The organism is Halochromatium sp. (assembly GCF_046541315.1).
GTDB lineage: Bacteria > Pseudomonadota > Gammaproteobacteria > Chromatiales > Chromatiaceae > Lamprobacter.
The window spans coordinates 1-19,489 of record NZ_JBKHDN010000030.1 but is presented as its reverse complement, the minus strand read 5'-3'; the positions used below and the strand labels follow the sequence as shown (position 1 = coordinate 19,489).

16 protein-coding genes are annotated in these 19,489 nt (G+C 66.2%); 7 read left to right on the top strand and 9 right to left on the bottom strand.

All coding sequences use genetic code 11. From position 1 onward, the window contains the following. Window positions 1–772 (bottom strand): type IV pilus assembly protein PilM (pilM, locus tag ACLFQI_RS03765; RefSeq protein WP_410757520.1); only part of this gene is annotated, 772 nt, incomplete at its 3' end. A 146-nt stretch (window positions 773–918) separates the two neighbouring features. Here pilM and ACLFQI_RS03760 point away from each other — a divergent pair. Beyond that, on the top strand, window positions 919–1,620 hold the full coding sequence (locus ACLFQI_RS03760) for a hypothetical protein (RefSeq protein WP_410757519.1): 702 nt from the start codon (window positions 919–921) through the stop codon (window positions 1,618–1,620). An 87-nt stretch (window positions 1,621–1,707) separates the two neighbouring features. Here the strand turns inward: ACLFQI_RS03760 and ACLFQI_RS03755 are convergent, their stop codons facing one another. The 3 genes from ACLFQI_RS03755 to rpmE all read right to left on the bottom strand — a co-directional run bounded on the left by ACLFQI_RS03755 (window position 1,708) and on the right by rpmE (window position 4,942). Then, window positions 1,708–3,006: a citrate synthase gene (locus tag ACLFQI_RS03755; RefSeq protein WP_410757518.1), complete on the bottom strand. Its 1,299-nt coding sequence runs from the start codon at window positions 3,004–3,006 to the stop codon at window positions 1,708–1,710. Window positions 3,007–3,340: 334 nt separating this feature from the next. Beyond that, window positions 3,341–4,603, bottom strand: a complete 1,263-nt coding sequence (locus ACLFQI_RS03750) for a malic enzyme-like NAD(P)-binding protein (protein ID WP_410757517.1) — start codon at window positions 4,601–4,603, stop codon at window positions 3,341–3,343. Between the two features lie 126 nt (window positions 4,604–4,729). After that, window positions 4,730–4,942 carry a 50S ribosomal protein L31 gene (gene rpmE, locus ACLFQI_RS03745; RefSeq protein WP_410757516.1) on the bottom strand — a complete coding sequence of 71 codons (213 nt, stop codon included), beginning with the start codon at window positions 4,940–4,942 and terminating at the stop codon, window positions 4,730–4,732. A gap of 131 nt (window positions 4,943–5,073) precedes the next feature. Between rpmE and ACLFQI_RS03740 the strand changes: the two genes are divergently transcribed. Beyond that, a complete protein-coding gene (locus ACLFQI_RS03740) occupies window positions 5,074–5,388 on the top strand; it encodes a DUF1840 domain-containing protein (RefSeq protein ID WP_410757515.1) in 315 nt (104 codons plus the stop codon). A 54-nt stretch (window positions 5,389–5,442) separates the two neighbouring features. Here ACLFQI_RS03740 and ppa read toward each other — a convergent pair whose 3' ends face one another. Then, on the bottom strand, window positions 5,443–5,991 hold the full coding sequence (gene ppa / locus ACLFQI_RS03735; protein WP_410757514.1) for an inorganic diphosphatase: 549 nt from the start codon (window positions 5,989–5,991) through the stop codon (window positions 5,443–5,445). Window positions 5,992–6,210: 219 nt separating this feature from the next. Here ppa and ACLFQI_RS03730 point away from each other — a divergent pair, with 219 nt between their 5' ends. From ACLFQI_RS03730 to ACLFQI_RS03715, 4 genes are all read left to right on the top strand, one after another. Then, on the top strand, window positions 6,211–7,464 hold the full coding sequence (locus tag ACLFQI_RS03730) for a 6-phosphofructokinase (RefSeq protein WP_410757513.1): 1,254 nt from the start codon (window positions 6,211–6,213) through the stop codon (window positions 7,462–7,464). A gap of 93 nt (window positions 7,465–7,557) precedes the next feature. Then, entirely contained in the window at window positions 7,558–8,334 is a 777-nt protein-coding gene (locus tag ACLFQI_RS03725; protein ID WP_410757512.1) for a hypothetical protein, read from the top strand. Between the two features lie 127 nt (window positions 8,335–8,461). Continuing rightward, on the top strand, window positions 8,462–10,657 hold the full coding sequence (locus tag ACLFQI_RS03720) for a sodium-translocating pyrophosphatase (protein WP_410757511.1): 2,196 nt from the start codon (window positions 8,462–8,464) through the stop codon (window positions 10,655–10,657). A 28-nt stretch (window positions 10,658–10,685) separates the two neighbouring features. Further along, window positions 10,686–12,761: a sodium-translocating pyrophosphatase gene (locus ACLFQI_RS03715; protein WP_410757510.1), complete on the top strand. Its 2,076-nt coding sequence runs from the start codon at window positions 10,686–10,688 to the stop codon at window positions 12,759–12,761. Here ACLFQI_RS03715 and ACLFQI_RS03710 read toward each other — a convergent pair. The 4 genes from ACLFQI_RS03710 to cmoA all read right to left on the bottom strand — a co-directional run bounded on the left by ACLFQI_RS03710 (window position 12,724) and on the right by cmoA (window position 19,152). Further along, entirely contained in the window at window positions 12,724–15,870 is a 3,147-nt protein-coding gene (locus tag ACLFQI_RS03710) for an efflux RND transporter permease subunit (protein WP_410757509.1), read from the bottom strand. The two genes, ACLFQI_RS03715 and ACLFQI_RS03710, sit on opposite strands and share 38 nt — an antisense overlap. Next, the gene (locus ACLFQI_RS03705) at window positions 15,867–17,195 is read right to left on the bottom strand and encodes an efflux RND transporter periplasmic adaptor subunit (RefSeq protein ID WP_410757508.1); all 1,329 of its coding nucleotides are present in this window, start codon (window positions 17,193–17,195) and stop codon (window positions 15,867–15,869) included. Before ACLFQI_RS03705 ends, ACLFQI_RS03710 begins: the two co-directional genes overlap by 4 nt. A gap of 131 nt (window positions 17,196–17,326) precedes the next feature. After that, window positions 17,327–18,442 (bottom strand): tRNA 5-methoxyuridine(34)/uridine 5-oxyacetic acid(34) synthase CmoB, encoded by a 1,116-nt coding sequence (cmoB, locus tag ACLFQI_RS03700; RefSeq protein WP_410757507.1) that lies wholly within the window; start codon window positions 18,440–18,442, stop codon window positions 17,327–17,329. Beyond that, entirely contained in the window at window positions 18,409–19,152 is a 744-nt protein-coding gene (gene cmoA / locus ACLFQI_RS03695; protein WP_410757506.1) for a carboxy-S-adenosyl-L-methionine synthase CmoA, read from the bottom strand. Before cmoA ends, cmoB begins: the two co-directional genes overlap by 34 nt. 146 nt (window positions 19,153–19,298) lie before the next feature. On the opposite strand from cmoA, the gene ACLFQI_RS03690 reads away from it, so the two are divergent. Beyond that, window positions 19,299–19,489 (top strand): hypothetical protein (locus ACLFQI_RS03690; protein WP_410757504.1); only part of this gene is annotated, 191 nt, incomplete at its 3' end.

Here is a 19,489-nt window from a genome sequence, read left to right as displayed (position 1 = left end):
GCTCGCGCCACGAATCGCCCGCCCGATCGCCCGCCCGATCGCCCAAGGGATCGCCCAAGGGGTCGCCGGTCAGATCCTCGTGCCGGCGCGCCTCGGCGATCAACTGCTGCCCGCCAAGGCTCTGCTCACGGGTATAGATGCTCTGGCCGGCGCGCAGCACATGGAGCGTGGTCGTGGTCGCGCCGATGTCGGCAACCGCAGTGAGTCGGGACGTTCCCGGTTCCAGGCGCGCGCGCAAGGCGCCACAGGCGGTCTCGACCGCATTCGACTCGATGTCGACGATCGCCGCGCTCAGCCCGGCCTGCGCGAGCGCGGCGACGCAAGCGTCGACATGCTCCCGGCGCGACGCAGCGAGCAACACGTCCACCCTGTCGTGCGCGCCCGGGGTGGGGCCGATCACATCGAAGTCGAGGTTGACCTCATCCAGGGGATAGGGGACATACTGATCGGATTCGAGCTGGATCTGCGCCTCCATCTCGGCCTCGGAGAGATCGGCACTGAGCGAGAGGATCCTGGTCATGACCGCTGAACCGGCCACCGCAACCGCCGCCCGCCTGGTCCTGGAACCGGAGCGCCGCAACGCCCTGGCGATGGCCTGGCCAACCTGGGCCACATCGGCGATCTTCTTCTCGACCACAGCGTTGGGTGGCAGCGGCTCGAGCGCCAGCGCCTCGACCCGCAAGGGTTGCCGTCCCTTGCGGGCGCGCTTGGCCGCCGCCGGCCCGAGTTCGAGCAGCTTGACCGCCGCCGAGCCGATATCGATGCCGAGCATGGGAGCTGGTTGGCGAGCGAATCCGAACATCGCACCCCGCCGTTGCCGCGAACGGCCGCTAAACGTCTCGCATTCTTGAGACCTTAACCCAACTTTATCAGAAAGCACCCCCGGTGCTTCCAGTTACCCGAACGACAACGCATCCTATGCCTAGACGCAACGGGAGCCGACTCGGTCGCCGCACGCGTGCGAGCGGCTCGGCATCAGACCACCGCGATCCGAAACCTGCGAGCCGCAGCGCCTGCGCCAGCCAGCGTCAGCAGCTCGCCCACGAGGCCGCGCGCATCATGCGCGAACTCGGGCTGATCGAATTCGAGCATGGCCGGCGCAAGGCCGTCGAGCGGCTCGGCATCGGTAATAAGCGCTGCTGGCCGGACAACGCCGAGATCCAAGCCGCGTTGGAGGCGGAATACCGGCTGTTCCAGCCGCGCGCGCAGCATCGGGTCACCACGCTGCTATGCGAACAGGCGCTCGCCGCGATGCAGACCTTCGCCGAGTTCGAGCCGCGCCTGGTCGGGCCTGCGGTCGCGGGCACGGCATCGCTCGAGCAGGGCGTGCGCCTGCACCTCTTTGCCGACGATACCCGCCCAATCCTGTTCCGACTGATCGACAAGGGTATCCCCTGGCAGGCGGGCGATAGCCAACATCGCTATGCCGACGGCAGCCGACAGACGCATCCGACCTTCGCCTTCGTCGCCGGCGAAGTGCCGATCGAACTGGTGGTGCTCCCCGCTCACGCCCGCCGCAGCCCGCCCCTGAGCGCGATCTCGGAACGCCCGGAGCGCGGCCTCGACCCCCAAGCCGTCGCGCGCCTGCTCAGCGAGCATGAGGCCGAGCCGCTGGACTAGGCAACGCTGGGCTGAGGGCCGAGAGCGTTGCGCCGAGGTCATGAAGCCGACAGCCCTGAACTCTGGCCATGAACGCGCGCGGGCGCGCTAGCGTTTCGAGATCGGCACATAGTCGCGGACCTCCGGCCCGTGATAGATCTGGCGCGGGCGCCCGATGCGATTGGCGGGATCGCTCATCATCTCCATCCAGTGCGAGACCCAGCCGACGGTGCGGGCGACGGCGAACATCACCGTGAACATATTGCGCGGGATGCCGAGCGCGCGATAGATGATGCCGGAGTAGAAATCGACGTTCGGATACAGCTTGCGCTCGACGAAGTATTCATCGTTGAGCGCAATCTCCTCGAGCTTCACCGCCAGTTCCAGCAGCGGGCTGTCCGCGGCCCCGGGAAATTCCTCCAGGACCTGATGGCAGACCTCGCGAATGATCTTGGCGCGCGGATCATAATGCTTGTAGACCCGGTGCCCAAAGCCCATCAGTCGGAATGGATCATCCTTGTCCTTGGCCTTGTCGACGTACTTGGCGACGTTCTTGACATGGCCGATCTCCTCGAGCATGTCGAGCACCGCCTCATTGGCGCCGCCGTGCGCCGGCCCCCAGAGCGAGGCGATCCCGGCGGCGATGCACGCAAAGGGATTGGCGCCCGAGCTGCCGGCCAGGCGCACGGTCGAGGTGCTGGCGTTCTGCTCATGATCGGCATGCAGGATGAAGAGCAGGTTCAGCGCCTTCTCGGCGAGCAGGCCCGGCTCGTAATCCTCGCAGGGGGTGGCGAACATCATGTGCAGGAAGTTCGCGCCATAGCGCAGATCATTGCGCGGATACATGATCGGCTCGCCGACGAAATGCTTGTAGGCGGCGGCGGCGATGGTCGGCATCTTCGCGATCAGCCGATGCGCCGAGACCTCGCGATAGCGTGGATCATGCACGTCGATCGATTCGTGATAGAACGCCGAGAGCGAGCCGACCACGCCACAGAGGATCGCCATCGGGTGGGCGTCGTAATGGAAGCCGCTGAGGAAGCGTTTCAGGTTCTCGTTGAGCATCGTATGACTGGTGATCAGATGCTCGAAATGATCCAGCTCTTCCTCGCTCGGCAGCTCGCCATAAAGCAACAGGTAGGAGACCTCGAGGAAGCTGGCCTTGGTCGCCAACTGCTCGATCGGATAACCGCGATAGAGCAGCACGCCCTTCTCGCCATCGATGAAGGTGATGGCGCTGTGGCAACTGGCGGTGGCCATGAAGCCTGGATCATAGGTGAAGAAGCCGGCATCGCGGTACAGCGAGGAGATATCCAGCGCGCCCGGGCCGAGCGTCCCCGTCTTCAGCGGATAGTCGAAGCGTTCACCAGTGGCATTGTTGGTCACGGTGATGGTCTGATCGGCCATAGCGGTTTCTCCCGTCTGTCAGTCACTCGCAAACGCCAAGCCCCGGTCTCGAGGCAGGCAAGGGCCGTGGAGGCTCGTCAGCCCGACCAAGGGCGCTTGGCCTCTGCAAGGGTCGATACAATTGCACTGGATGGAGGCATTTTGCACCAAGTTGGAGCGACCTGGCCCAGCAGGCCGCCGACATCCCCAAGGAGCCGGCCCTGGGGCCAAACAGCCGCCATGCACAGGCCCCGCCTCCGAGCGAATCGGATTCTACTTGAGGTCGACGGCCGCCATCCGCGCGGTTACAGGAAACGGGGTAGCACGAAAGGTGCCGTCGCTCGGTTGGGGGAACTCAGTCAGTGCCGGCCGCCGCCACGCGCGCGACACCGCTGGCCACCGCAGCGCGCGCGACCGCCGAGGAGACGGCCTCGCGCAAACGCGGGTCGAGGGGCTTGGGGATGATGTAGTCCGGTCCGCGACTGAGCGTCTCGAGGCCATAGGCGGCGAGCACCGAGGCCGGCACCGGCTCCTTGGTCAGATCCTTGAGCGCATGCACGGCGGCGATGCACATCGGCATATTGATGCGCGAGGCGCGCACATCGAGCGCGCCGCGGAAGATGAACGGGAAGCCCAGCACGTTATTGACCTGATTCGGATAGTCCGAGCGGCCGGTGGCCATGATCAGATCGTCGCGCACCCTCAGCGCCACCTCGGGACGGATCTCGGGCACCGGATTGGAGAGCGCGAAGACCACCGGCTGCGGCGCCATCGACGCGAGCATCTCGGTGCTGACCAGATCCGGCCCCGATAGCCCGATGAAGACATCGGCGTCGACGAAGGCATCGGCGAGCGTGCGCCGCTCGGTCTCGACCGCGATCTCGGTCTTGTGCCGATTGAGATCGCTGCGCCCGCGATGGATCACGCCCTGGCGATCGACGGCCAGTATCGTCTCTGGGTTCGCGCCCAGCTCGATCAGCAGCTTGATCGAGGCGATGCCGGCGGCGCCCGCGCCGAGCACGACCATGCGCGCATCGGCCAGCGCCTTGCCCTGCATCTCCAGCGCATTCAACAGGCCGGCGGCGATGATGATCGCGGTGCCATGCTGATCGTCGTGGAAGACCGGGATATCGAGACGCTCGCTCAATGCCTGCTCGATATCGAAGCAATGCGGTGCCGCGAGGTCTTCGAGGTTGATGCCACCGAAGGTCGGCGCGATCCGCGCCACCGTCTCGATGAAGGCCTCCGGCGTCTCGGCATCGACCTCGATATCGAACACATCGATGCCGGCGAAGCGCTTGAACAGCACCGCCTTGCCCTCCATCACCGGCTTGCCGGCGAGGGCGCCGACGTTACCGAGCCCGAGCACCGCCGTGCCATCGGTGATCACCGCGACCAGGTTACCGCGATTGGTATAGCGGTAGGCATCCTCCGGGTTGGCATGGATGCGCCGCACCGGCTCGGCGACACCGGGCGTGTAGGCGAGCGAGAGGTCGCGTTGCGTGGCCGCCGCCTTGGTGATCTCGATGCCGGTCTTTCCCGGCCTTGGCGTCTCGTGATAAACGAGCGCGGCGGCGTTCAGATCGGCGTCGGCGTCGGGCTGTTGATGAGTGGACATGGATGGCGCTCCGTTGGCGTTTTCAGCGCCGAATCGAGCGCGCACGGGCACGGCGGCGCCGGAGGTGTACACAGCGCGCCGCCCCTCGCGGCCAGCGGCGCGATCGATGTCGAGCGCAGCGGCTCTCTAAGCGGCGCTTCGGCGACCGTATTTGCGACGGAACTTATCGACCCGTCCGCCGGTGTCGAGGATCTTCTGCTTGCCGGTGTAGAACGGATGGCACGCGGAACAGACCTCGACATGCAGTTCGTCCTTCAGCGTCGAGCGCGTGTTGAATGTGTTCCCACAACTGCACAGGACTTTAACGTCCTGATATTCTGGATGGATGCCTTCTCTCATGGCCTGCCTGCTCCGAATCGGCTCTCTTGTCAGGTTAATCGGCGAAGCATAGCGCGCACGAGCCAGCTCCGCAAGTTACTGAATCGAACTCTGGCGCAAGCTCCTCTTGCCTTCATCAACCGAGAATCTCAATGCTGATCACCTTCAAGACCCCGGTCCATGCCGACATCACCCTCTTCGGCGACGTCGCCAAGGCGCTGATCCGGATGATGGGCCATAGCGGCGCGGTGCCTGGCGCGCTTCTCGCCGAGGACATCCCGGCCGCACTCGAGCGACTCAAGACCGCCGTGGAGGCGAATCCAGAGGCACCGCTCGATCCGGAGCCCGGGAAGCACGACGAGGACGCCCGCGCCCAGAGCGTCAGTCTCAAGCACCGGGCGCTGCCCTTGATCGATCTGCTCGAAACCGCCGCGCGCGAGCACAAGAACGTGATCTGGGACACCTAGACAGGATCCATCGACAGGTGCCCCGAGGTGAGCGCCGTTGGTCGATACCGACGCTTAGAAATGCGGCTTATCCGGCTCGGCCTCGAACATCTCGACGCTGGCCATGATCTCGGCACGGGCCTCCTCGCGCCCGCCCCAGCCCCCGACGCGGACCCACTTGCCCTCGTCGAGATCCTTGTAGTGCTCGAAGAAGTGGGCGATCTGATCGAGCAGATGCGGGGGCATGTCGCGGAAGCTCTCGATGTTGCGATAGCCCTTGAACAGCTTATCGACCGGCAGCGCCAGGATCTTGGCATCATCGCCCGACTCATCGGTCATCTTCAGCACCCCGATCGGCCGGCACTGGATCACCGAGCCCGAGATCAACGGGTAGGGCGTCACCACCATCACATCCACCGGATCGCCGTCGGACGATAAAGTATGCGGCACATAGCCATAGTTGCAGGGATAATGCATCGCCGTCGACATGAAGCGATCGACGAACATCGCGCCGGTGCCCTTGTCCATCTCGTACTTGACCGGCTCCGAGTGCGACGGGATCTCGATGATGACGTTGATCTCGTTTGGAATATTGTCTCCACGTGGGACGCGCTGTAGGTCCATAATCAGTCTCCGGGCTCAAGCTCGATGAGGTCGCGGCATAGGTACCGCGCGGGATAAAAACCGCATAGCATAGCCCGAATGAGCCGCGACGGATAGGTTGGTTGGGATCGATCGATGCGCGCCGCGACAGACGCGCGGCGGCTGAAACCGGTACGATCCCGTGCCAGCGCATGCCCAGGTTCGCTGACTTCGATAACGCCTTGACGAGAGAGGACTCCCATGACCGCGAAGAACGCCTTCTACGCCCAATCGGGCGGTGTCACCGCCGTAATCAACGCCTCCGCCTGCGGCGTGATCGAGACCGCGCGCCAGCATCCGGACCAGATCGCCAACGTCTATGCCGGGCGCAACGGCATCATCGGCGCGCTCACCGAGGATCTGATCGACACCAGTCAAGAATCCGATGACGCCATCGCCGCCTTGCGCTACACGCCGTCCGGCGCCTTCGGTTCCTGTCGCTACAAGCTCAAGAGCCTGGAGGCGAACAAGCGCGAGTACGAGCGCCTGATCGAGGTCTTCAAGGCCCACGACATCGGCTACTTCTTCTACAACGGCGGCGGCGATTCGGCCGATACCTGCTACAAGGTCAGCCAGCTCTCGGAGACCCTGGGCTATCCGGTGCAGGCGATCCATGTGCCAAAGACGGTCGATAACGATCTGCCGATCACCGACAACTGCCCCGGCTTCGGCTCGGTGGCCAAGTACATCGCCACCTCGGCGCTCGAGGCCAGCTTCGATGTCCGCTCGATGGCGAAGACCTCGACCAAGGTCTTCGTGCTCGAGGTGATGGGCCGTCACGCCGGCTGGATCGCCGCCGCCGGCGGGCTGATCGAGGATCAGGGCATGCCGGTGCTGGTGCTGTTCCCGGAGATCGAGTTCGATCAGGAGCGTTTCCTGGCCAAGGTCAAGGCGATGGTCGACGCGCACGGCTTCTGCACCATCGTGGTGTCCGAGGGCGCCAAATATCCCGATGGACGCTTCCTCGCCGAGCAGGGCACGCGCGATGCGTTCGGTCATGCCCAGCTTGGTGGCGCCGCCCCGGTGGTCGCCAATCTGGTCAAGGAGCAGCTTGGCTACAAGTTCCACTGGGCGGTGGCCGATTATCTGCAGCGAGCCGCGCGTCATCTGGCCTCGAAGACCGATGTCGAGCAGGCCTATGCGACCGGCCGTGCGGGGGTCGAGCTGGCACTGGCCGGCGAGAACGCGATCATGCCGACGATCGATCGGGTCAGCGCCGAGCCCTATCAATGGCAGGTCGGCAAGGCGCCGCTGTCAGAGGTGGCGAACGTCGAGAAGTTCATGCCGCGCGACTTCATCACCGAGGACGGTTTCGGCATCACGCCTGCCTGCAAGGCCTACCTGCTGCCGCTGATCCAGGGCGAGGACTATCCGCCGTTCGACAACGGGCTGCCGCGCTTCGTGACGCTGAAGAACGCGCCGGTGGCGAAGAAACTCGAGCCGTTCGAGCTCTGAGCGCGGTTTCGCCGCTGCTTACCCCTCTCATGGTTGCCGCGACCGCCGCGCGCGGCAGCCGATTTCTTGCTGCGACCGGTCAGGAGTGCGCGCATGAGCGATTACCATCTCTATCTATCCTTGATCCCGGAGGCGCTGATCGCCTCCATGCTGGAGCCGAAGGAGTTTGGCGCTTACTACGCGGTGGGAAGGAGTGGACGCGTGTTCGGCGAGGCGATCTTCTTCGAACTCGACCCGAGCTTCCGCTCCGGGGATTTCCCCTACTCGCTGGCCGATGAGCGCTGCGTCACCCAGCCGGATGGGGCGCCGAAGTCGTCGGTCTATCTGGGGATCTACAATGTGCTGGCGCAGATTCCGATCTCAGCCATCGGCAACCTCTATCTGGTGACCGATGACGGCCGCACGCTGGAGCTTGAGCGCGCGCCCTATTCCCCGGACAGCGAGCATCCGCTGCATCTCTATCAAGAGTTCTGCCCGAAGAGTCCGCTGGTGGCGAGCCGGCTCGAACCGCAGGCGTTCTGCCGTTCGATCACCGATCCGCAGCATCCGGTGCATCTGCCGCGCATCGTCTTCTCGGACCTCGAACTCGGCGAACTCGCCGATGATCCGCTCAATGGCAAGGCCGACGACCTGCCCTATCGCTACATCGGGCATCTGCGCGATGTGCTGGCGGATTTCAACACCAACACCAAGGACAGCAAGCTGGTGCTCAAGCATGTGCGCGACGGGGTGTTCTATCGCATGGTGCGGACCGGCTTCTACGTCGGCGATCACGAGGATTTCGCCTACTACCCCTTCCCGAGCCGCGAGGCGTTGCAGTCCACTCATTATGATTGGTGGCGCTCGGCGCAGATTGCCCATTTCGATTGAGCGCGGCGCGACAACCGTCGCCCGACCGACCACGCGGCGGCGTCGCGCCAGCGGCCGTTGCTTGCCACCCTGAATCTTGCCGTGCCATTGTCCGCGCGCGGCCCTTTATCACGGTAGATGTCGAACCATGAACGAACCCATCTTTTGGCTCGCTCCGCTCGCTTCCCTGTTCGCGTTCTATTTCGCCTGGCGCTTCTTCAACGAGATGCGCGTCCAGGACGAAGGCACCGACACCATGCGCGAGATCGGCGCCCATGTCCGCAAGGGCGCCATGGCCTATCTGCGCCAGCAGTACAAGATCATGCTGGTGGTCTTCGCGCTGGTCGCAGGCCTGTTCTCCTATCTGGCCTATGGACTCGAGGTGCAGAATCCCTGGCTGCCGGTCACCTTCCTCTGCGGCGGCTTCTTCTCCGCGCTGGCCGGATATTTCGGCATGCAGACCGCGACCCTGGCCTCGACGCGAACCACGGCCGCGGCGAGAAGCTCGCTGGCCGGCGCGCTCAACGTCGCCTTTCGCAGCGGCGCGGTGATGGGCCTGGTCGTGGTCGGCTTGGGCTTGGGCAATCTGGCGTTCTGGTTCGTGCTCATCGATCTGTTCACGCCCGGCGATCCGGCCGAGGGCGCCTATCTGGTGCTGGTCACCACCACCGTGCTGACCTTCAGCATGGGCGCCTCGCTGCAAGCGCTGTTCGCGCGCGTCGGCGGCGGCATCTACACCAAGGCCGCCGATGTCGGCGCGGATCTGGTGGGCAAGGTCGAGGCCGGTATCCCCGAGGACGACCCGCGCAATCCGGCGGTGATCGCCGATAACGTCGGCGATAACGTCGGCGACGTGGCCGGCATGGGCGCCGACCTGTTCGAGTCCTACTGCGGCTCCATCCTCGCCGCCGCGGCGCTCGGCGCGGCGGCCTTCGTCGCCGATCCGGCGATGCAGATGAAGGCGATCGCGGCGCCGATGGCGATCGCCGGCATCGGCATCATGCTCTCGGTGCTCGGCGTGTTCCTGGTCAAGACCCGCGAGGGCGCCGATCAGAAGGAACTGCTCGGAGCGCTGTCGAAGGGCATCAACACCAGCGCGGCATTGATCGTGGTGGCCTCGGCGGCGGTGCTCTGGCTGCTCGGCATCGACAACCCCTGGGGCATCTGGGGCGCGGTGGTCGCCGGCCTGGTGACGGGCTTGATCATCGGGCGCTCGACCGAGTATTCGACCTCGCCCTCGTTCAAGCCGACGCGCGGCATCGCCGCGGCCGCCGAGAGCGGCGCGGCGACCACCATCATCGCCGGTATCGGTGTCGGCATGCTCTCGACCGTGATCCCGGTGTTGGCGGTTTCCACCGGCACCATGCTCGCCTACCTGTTCGCCTCGGGCTTCGATCCGGCGCAGATGGGCCAAGGGCTCTATGGCATCGCGATCGCGGCGGTCGGCATGCTCTCGACCCTCGGCATCACGCTGGCGAGCGATGCCTATGGACCGATCGCCGATAACGCCGGCGGGAACGCCGAGATGAGCGGTTTGGGGCCGGAGGTGCGCGAACGCACCGATGCGCTCGACTCGCTCGGCAACACCACCGCGGCCACCGGCAAGGGCTTCGCGATCGGCTCGGCGGCGCTGACCGCGCTGGCCTTGATCGCCTCCTATATCGAGGTGATTCGGATCGAGCTGATCAAGGCGGGTCAGACCGCGCTCGACGTCGGCCGCGAGATCAGCGTGGCCACCGCAGACGCGACCCTGCTCGACTTCATGGCCTACTACAACGTGACCTTGCTGAATCCGGCGGTGCTGATCACCCTGTTCCTCGGCGCGATGGTCGCCTTCACCTTCAGCGGACTGACGGTGCAGGCGGTGGGCCGGGCGGCGCAGACCATGGTCGAGGAGGTGCGGCGTCAGTTCCGCGAGAACCCCGGCATCCTCAAGGGCACCTCGGAGCCCGATTACGAGCGCTGCGTGGCGATCTCGACCGTGGGCGCGCAGCGCGAGATGGCGATCCCCGCGCTGATCGCGATCGCCGTGCCGGTGCTGGTCGGCCTGCTGTTCGGCGTCGCCGGCGTCATTAGCCTGCTCGCCGGCGGCTTGTCGACCGGCTTCGTGCTCGCGGTGTTCCTGTCGAATGCCGGCGGCGCCTGGGATAATGCCAAGAAGCACATCGAGGCCGGTCATCACGGCGGCAAGGGGTCGGCGGCGCACCGTGCCTCGGTGATCGGCGATACCATCGGCGACCCCTTCAAGGACACCTCGGGACCGAGTCTGAATATCCTGATCAAGCTGATGAGTATCGTGGCGATCGTGATGGCCGGGGTGACGATCTCCTACACCTGGTTCTGAGTCGGTCTTCGCTCAGGAGGCGCCGCCCATGTCGCTTGGTCTGATCTTCGCGCTGCTGTGCGCGATCCTGGTCCTTGGCCATGGGCTGATCCTGCTGCGCTGGATGCTCTCCCGGCCAACCGGTAGCGCCCGCATGCGAGAGATCGCCAAGGCCATTCAGGCGGGCGCCGCCGCTTCGCTCCGCCGCCAATACTTCGCGGTCGTGGTGGTCGGCGCGTTGATGATGGTCGGCCTCTCGCATTGGCTCGGGATCGAGACGGGCATCGGTTTCCTGATCGGTGCCCTGTTGTCGATCCTGGCGGGCTATCTGGGGATGCTGGTCGCGGTGCGCGCCAACCTGCGCACGGCCGAGGCCGCGCGCCAAGGCCTCGAACCGGCGTTGCAGGTCGCCTTGCGCGGTGGCGCGATCGTCGGCCTGTTGGTGGTCGGGCTCGCGCTGCTCGGCGTGGCCGGTTACTACCTGATGTTGGCGCCATCCGATCCCGGCGACATGCCAGGACAGATGCGGGCGTTGCACGCCCTGCTCGGACTCGCCCTTGGTGGCTCATTGAACTCGATCTTCGCCCGGCTCGGCGGCGGCATCTTCAGTAAGGGCGCGGATGTCGGCGCCGTGATCATCGGCAAGGACACGGCTGACCGGGGCGCGGACGACATGCCGCATGCGCTGGCCATTGCCGACATGGTCGGCGATCAGATCGGCGACAGCGTGGCAATGGCCGCCGATCTCTTCGAGACCTATGTCCTCACCCTCGTCGCCGGCATGCTGCTCGGTGGCCTGCTGCTCGGCGCCGAGGCCGCGAGCGCGATCGTCTATCCCTTGGTGCTTGGCGGCGTGTCCGTCCTCGCCTCGGTGGTCGGGATCTATTTCGTCAAGATCGAGCCCGATGACAGCGGGAGCATGAGCGCGCTCTACAAGGGGACGACGGCATCCGGGGTGCTCGCCTTCATCCTCTTCGTGCCGGTGACCTGGCTGTACCTGCCCGCGAGCGTCGCGCTGTCGACCGCAGATGCCGAATTCAGCCGCTGGGGCGTGCTGGGCGCGGCTGCGGTCGGTCTGGCGCTGACGGGACTGATGACGGTGATCAGCGAATACTATACCGGCACCGACTATGCGCCGGTGCGCGGCATCGCCAAGGCCTCGAGCATGGGGCATGCGGCCAATGTCATCGCCGGCCTGGGGGTCTCGATGCGGGCGACGGCGGCGCCGGCATTAGTGATGTGCGCGGCGATCTGGGCGGCGCACGCGATGGCCGGCGTCTACGGTCTCGCCATCGCCGCGACCACGATGCTCTCGATGACCGGCATCATTCTGGCCTTGAATAGCTTTGGGTCGATCGCCGATAACGCCGCCGGGATCGCCGAGCAAGCCGAGATGGATGAATCGGTGCGCGCGATCGCCGCCGCGCTCGATGCCGTCGGTAACAGCACCAAGGCCATGGCCAAAGGCTTTGCGATCGGTTCGGTGGCGCTGGTGGCGCTGGTGCTGTTTGCCGATTTCACCCATGGTCTGATGGCCGAGGGCAGGCGCCTGGCGTTCACCCTGGACGACCCAGCGGTGTTGATCGGCCTCTTCATCGGCGGCTTGGTGTCGTATTTGTTCAGCGCCATGGCCATGGAAGCGGTCGCTCGCACGGCGATGCGTCTCGTCGAGGAGGCGCCTCGGCAAGGGCGCGCGGTGCCCGGCGGCGATCATCCGCAAACGCCGGATGCCTCGCGCCTGCTGGCGCTGCTCGGCACGGCGACGATCAAGGAGATGCTGATTCCGTCCTTGCTGCCGGTGGCGGTGCCCTTGGCGCTCGGCTTTGGCATGCAATGGTTGATGGGCGGCGATGCCGGTGCCTTGGCCCTCGGTGGTCTCTTGATTGGCACCATCATCACCGGCCTGTTCGTCGCCATCTCGATGACCGTCGGTGGCGGCGCCTGGGACAATGCCAAGCAATATATCGAAGCCGGTCATCTTGGCGGCAAGGGCGGCAAGGCCTACGCGGGCGCGGTGACCGGCGATAGCGTCGGCGACCCCTGCAAGGATTCGGCGGGTCCGGCGGTGAATCCGATGATCAAGCTCATCAATGTGGTCGCGCTTTTAATGGTTCCGTTGTTGTAGGCCGCCACCATTGCCGCAGTCGCCCATGCGCGCTCTCGTGCAACGACAGCAGCGCCGGGATCACCAGCAGGATCAGCAGCGTCGCGAAGCCGAGGCCGAAGGCCATCGAGGTCGCCATCGGGATCAGGAACTGCGCCTGATAGGAGGTCTCGAACAACAGCGGCATGAGTCCGGCGATCGTGGTCAGCGAGGTCAGCAGCACCGCCCGTAGGCGCTGGCTGGCGGCCTCGATCAACGCCTGCTGGATCGACAGCCCCTCGCCGCGCAGCTGCTGGTAGAAGCTGACCAGGATGATCGAGTCGTTGACGACGATCCCGGAGAGGCCGAACATCCCGAACAGCGACAGGATGGTCAGATCGATGCCCATGATCCAGTGCCCGAACAAGGCGCCGGTGAGGCCGAACGGGATCACCGCCATCACCACCAGCGGCCAGCCGTAAGAGGAAAACACCCAGGCCAGGATCAGGTAGATCAGGATCAGCCCGAGCACCAGGCCCTTGCGCATGTCGGACAGGGTATCGCGCTGGTCGGCCGAGCGGCCCTCGAACGAATAATCGATGCCGTAGTCGCGTTGGAGCTGTTCCAGGGTGCCGTCCTCGAGGCCCGCGATGACCTCGCCAACGGTGGTCACATTGGCATCGACATCGGCGCTGACCTCGACCGCGAGCTTGCCCTCGGCATGCCGGAGGACCTCGAAGCCACGCCGCGACGTCCACTCCGCCACCGCCGTCAGCGGCACCGAATCGCCCGCCGGGGTGCGCACATTGAGCCGATACAGGCTCGCCAGGGTGCCTCGCTCGGCGGCGGGCAGCATGACCCGGACCTCGACCTCGTCGGCGCCATCCTGAAGGATCTGCACCAGTTGGCCATCGAAGGCGGTGCGCAGTTGGCGCCCAAGCTCGGACACGGTCAGCCCCAGCGCCTCGCCGACCGGCGTCAGTCGATAGATCAACTGCTCCCGCCCATAGGGCATGTCGTCCTCGACCTCGAGCACGCCGTCGATACCGGTCAGGGTCTCGGACAGCGTCAGCGCAGCGCGTTTGAGCTGCTCCGCCGAGGCGCCGGTCAGCCGGATGGTCAGATCCCGCCCAGGCGGGCCGACCCGGCGCGCGGTGATGTTCAGCGACTCCAGCCCCGCCGGTCTGTCGATGCGTGCGCGCCAAGCCCGGATCAGCTCGTTATTGCGCACAGCGCGCAGATCGGGCTCGACCAGCTCGATCTGCAGCGAACCGAGCTGATCGGCGGCGGAGCCACTGCCGGCGCCGCTCTTGGAACCGTGAAAGGCCAGGACGACGTTGATCAACGGGCCTTGATCGAGTGCCTGCTCGGTCTCGGCCAGCGTCTCCTCCAGGTGCGCCAGGAACCGATCGACGCGCGCGCGCGGCGTGCCGGCGGCGAAGGTCACGTTGGCATTGATGATTTGCGCCTCGGGCGTCGGGAAGAAGACGAAGCCAAAGCGACCGCCCGCGAGCAGCCCGATGGCGACGGTCAAGAGGGCAATGGCGGCGGCGACGGTCGCAAAACGCTGGCGCACCGCGACGATCACCAGTGGCCGGAAGGCACGCTCGCGGAACCACTCGAAGCCGCGGTCGAGCCGAGCGCGCAGCGAATTCGGCTTGATCTCGTGCGTATGCACGAAGGCGTTGCGCAGATGCCCCGGCAGCACCAGGAAGCTCTCGACCAACGAGGCCAGGATGACGCAGATGATCACGATCGGGATGTCGCCAAGGATGTTGCCGATGCGCCCGCCGACCAGGATCAGCGGCAGGAATGCAGCGATGGTGGTGAGCGATGAGGCGATGACCGGGGCCAGCATGCGCCGCGCGCCGCCCTCGGCCGCCAGCAAGGGGTCTTCGCCCATCTGGTAGTGCGCCATCGCGTCCTCGCCGACGACGATGGCGTCGTCGACGATGATGCCGAGCGCCATGATCAGCGCGAACAGGCTGATCATGTTGATGCTGCCGCCGACCAGGTAGAGGATGAACAGCGTCGCGGCGAAGGAGACCGGGATCCCCCAGGCGACCCAGAAGGCGACCCGACCGGTGAGGAACAGATAGAGGATCGCCACCACCAGCACCAGCCCGCCGAGACCATTGGTCACCAGCAGCATGATGCGATCGCGCACCAGTTCCCAGGAGGCATCGTAGACGCTGATCTCGATGCCGGGCGGTAGACTCTGGCGCGTCTCTTCCAGCCATTGGCTGAAGGCGCGCGCGGCCTCCAGGGTGTCGCCGCGCTCGCTGCGTTGCAGCACCATTTCGATCGCCGGCTCTCCATCGACCGTGAGCAGCACCGAGCGATCGCGCGGCACCCGCTCGATGTTGGCCACATCGCCGAGTTCGACCCGCAGCTGTTGGTCGGCGCGGATCGGAATCTGTTCAAACCCCAAGGCTTCGCGGCGCTTGTCCAGGCTGCGCAGCTCGCGCGAGCCTTCATCGCGGCCGATCGAACCGGCGGGCAGATCCAGGCTGAAATCGCTGACGCGCTGGCCGATCTCGCGCAAACCGGTGTCGAGCTGTTCGAGGGCGTCGTGATCGACTTGGATGCGGATCTCCTCCTCCGGTAGGCCGTTGATCTGCACCTGATCGAGACCGCGCTCGAGCAGCTCGGTCTCGAAGCGGCGGGCGAGCCGACGCATCTCGTCACGATTCTGGAGCCCGGTGATCAGCAGCCGCGCGACCTGCTCATAGCGCGTCGCCAGCGCGACCTCCGGCTTCTCGGCATCCTGCGGGAAGTTGCGGAACTCATCCACCGCTCGCCGGACCTCATCCAGGGCCAACAGCGGATCGACGCCCTCCTTGAACTCGAGGGTGATCGCCGAGACGCCCTGACTGGAGGTCGAGGTCATCTTGTCGAGCCCGTCGACAGTGCGCAGGCGCTGTTCGAGCGGGTCGGTGATGCCGTCCTCGATATCCTCGGCGCTGGCACCGGACCAGACCACGCGCACCGAGACGATATCCAGCTCGAAGGTCGGGAAGAACTGCACATTGAGCCGATCCAGCGCGAAGACGCCGGTCAGCAGCATAATCACCATCAGCAGGTTCGCCGCGACCTTGTGGTGGGCAAACAGGCCGATGATGTCGGTGCGGTGTTGTTCGAGCCGTTTCATCGACCATCTTCTCCAGCGGTTTCTCCGGCGGTCTCTCCAGCGGCATCGGGGGCCTCAGCGGAATCGGGGTCCGCATCGGCATCGGCGGCCTCGGCACCGATGATCTCGACCCGCAGCCCCTCGACCGCATTCGGCATGTGGGTGGTCACCAGCGCATCCCCCGGCTCGAGTTCATCGGAACGCACCAACAGCCGTTCCTCGCCATGCGCGCCGAGGCGGGTGCCCAGCGTCTCGACATCGAGACCGCGCATGCGCCCATCCTCGACCACATAGAGGCGACCGCTGCCATAGACGGCGCGGAACGGAACCTCGACCAGCGCCTCGCGGTTCGGCCGTTCCAGGGTCAGGCTCAAGAGCTGGCCCAAGCGCACCAGGCCCGGCTCGCCCGCGACCTCGAACAAGGCATCGACCCCGCTGGGGTCGGCCTCCCCCGCTAACCGGTCAAAGCGCAATCTCAGGGCCTCGCCGCCGACCATCGCGCTCGCCCTCAGCGCCACGCCTTCGGTGACCGCCGCGATCAGCTCGTCCTGATAGGGCGCCGGCACCCGCGCCCGAACCTCCAGGCTGTCGGTGGCATAGAGACGCACCAGCACCTCGCCCTGGCTGACCTGATCGCCCTCGGTCACCTCGACGCCGGTGACGATGCCGGCTTGGGGCGCGCGGATCCGCGCGCGCTCGAGTTCGAGCCGCAGTTCCGCCAGTCGCGCCTCGGCGCTGGCGAGCCGCGCCTCAAGCCCACGCAACCGGCTCGGATGGTCGGCGATCCCCATCTCGCGGTTGGTGACCGCCAGTTGCTGCTGGGCCTCGGTGCGCTTGGCATCGTCCAGGGCCTGTTCGGCGCCGACCTGCTGCGTCCTCAGGCGTTGTTGCCGCGCCACCGCGTCCCGCGCCAGTTGCAGCAGGCGCCGCTCTTGCTCAAGCGCGCGGCGATCGGTCTCGACGCGGTTCTTCTCGCTGTCGATTTGCGCTTCGAGATCGGCGATCTCGGCCTCGGCCTGGGCGATGCGCGGACGGAAATCGCGCTCGTCGAGACGCAGCAACAGCTCGCCCTCGGCGACCGCATCCCCGTCCTGTACCCGCACCTCGGTCACCCAGGCCGCCGCCGAGGCGGCCGCGCGCAGCAGATCCGGGGTCTCGACCCGGCCGTACAGTTCGAGCTGGGGCGCGGCGGTGATGCGCTCGACCGGCTCGACCTCGACTCGCCAGATCCGCTCTTGCACCGTGGGCGAAGCTTGCTCGGGCTTGGTCGACTTTAGGATGAGGAAGGCACCGACACCCATGGCGAGGATGAGGATGGGCAGCAACAATGTGAAAAGGCGTCTCACGCGGGGTTCTCAAGACAGACTAACGGGGAGGGATTGCCCTTAAGTGTCGTGGCGTGCCGGGGCAATGACAACGATGAAGCGCAGCGAGCGGGCACGAACCGGCCGCGGAACGGGTCGCTGGCAGCGCACCCTCAGCGGGCGCGCTCGGCGAGCAGGAGTGCGCGCACCGGCGCTGGATGGCCCTCGACGGTGAGATTCGGATCCCGCGGATCGAGAAAATCGGCCAACGACTGAAAGCGCATCCAAGGCGTCGCGCGTTGCTCTTGCGTGGTGGTGCGGGACAGATCGACCAACCGGATCTCACGGTAACCGGCCGCCGCGATCCAGTCCATCAGGGTGGCGACGCTCGGGATCGCGTGGACATTGCGCATCCGCGCATAGCGCCCAGCCGGGATCAGGGTCTGGGGCGTTCCTGGCCGATCGCCACTGGCTCGCTCGCGGTTCGCGGCCGCACCCTTGCAAGGCGCTTGTTCGAACGACTCCGGGCGATCGATCACCAGCGTCTCCAGGACCAGCTCTCCACCCGGGCGGAGGCAGTCGCGCAAGCGTGCCAAGTGTTGGGTGGGATCGCGGCGATGATAGAGCACGCCCATCGAGAAGAGGGTGTCGAAACCGCCGGCGGCGGCCTGGCAGAGGCCCGGCAGGTCATCATCGGCGAGCGGCAGCACGGCCAGCCGTTCGGCGCCGATGAGCCGATTGAGGGCGAGGAACTGGAGCACGAAACGCGGCGTCGGATCGATACCGAGCACCAGGTCGGCGCCAGCGCCGAGCGCGCGAAAGCCATAATAACCATTGCCGCAGCCGACATCGAGCACCCGCCGCCCGCCCAGGGGCGCGATGGCCCCGGCCAGCCGTGCCCACTTCCAGTCCGAGCGCCACTCGGCATCGAGTTCGACCCCGTGCAGGCAGAACGGCCCCTTGCGCCAGGGCTGCAACGACTCCAGCGCCTGCTGGAGCTGGGTCCTCAGCGCCGCCGGCAGTGGTTGCGCGCGCGCAACGCCGACGCAGGGCCGGTCCAGCGTCACCCGCTCCGCCGGCAGCGCCGGCAGCCGCTCCAGGGCCGCGACCCAGGTGCCGAGATCGCCATGCCGATCCGGCCGCAGCCGTTGCGCAGTGCGACGCTCCAAGGCCGGAGCCCAAGCGGCGAGCGGGGTTGCGCGCAAGGCCTCGAAGAAGCCGGCGAAGCGGTGGCTGAGGGCCTGTTCGATGAGCATCAGCGCGCGATCCAACCGACGAAGCTCAGGCATTGGAAGAAGGGCTCGATGCGCGTGAAGCCGGCCTCCCGCAAGCGGTCCCGATGCGTCCGCCTGCTCTCCGGGATCAACACCTGCTCCAAGGCCGCGCGCTTGCGCGCGATCTCGAGCTGGCTGTAGCCCTGCGCGGCCTTGAAGTCGGCATGCACCCGGGTCAAGAGTCCATCGTCCTCGCTCAAGGCGACCTTCTCGGCCAGGAGCAGCGCCCCGCCCGGTCGCAGTCCGGCCCGGATGCGCCGCAACAATGGCAGGCGCTGCTCGGGGGCGAGGAATTGCAGCGTCAGGTTCAGCACCACCAGGCTGGCATCGGCGATGACGACATCGGCCAGATCGGCGCAGATCGGCTGCAATCGACCGCGCCGGATCGCCTCGTCGAGCCGCAGCCGCAGCCCATCGAGCATCGCGGGCGCCTGGTCGACGGCATAGATACGGATGGCGGCGTCCTCGTCGTCCAGGGTCGGCGGCAGCCGGGCGAGGATGCTGGCGCTGCTGGCACCAAGCGAGCAGCCCAGATCGTAGACGCGCGTCCCCGGCTGTACGAGGCGGGCGCCGAGCAGGCCGATCAGGCGCACCAGCTCGGCCAAGCCGGGCACCGAGCGCGCGAGCATGTCGGCGAACACGCGCGCGACGCGCTCGTCGAAGACGAAATCGCCGCGGGGCGCGTCGGCGCTCGCGTAGAGGGTGTCAACGCATGAAGGGGACATCGCAACGTCTCGAATCAGACCAAGATAGTGCCCAGCGACGGCGGCCCGGTTTCAGCATCACGGACCATGACCGCCGAGCCCTGTTAGGATAATGGATGAGAAGATTTGTCCCTGTTGATCGACGTGCTCACCACGGAAGCCCACTCATGAACGATGCCAGCGCACACCACCCCAACGTCGAGGACGACGACGAGGCCGATCTCGAATCGGTCGACACCGATGCGCCGGCCGTCAACCCAGAGCCGGACCTGGACGACCCCGCACTCTACCTCAACCGCGAGCTGACCTGGCTGGCCTTCAATCGCCGCGTGCTGCACGAGGCCGATGATCCGCGCAC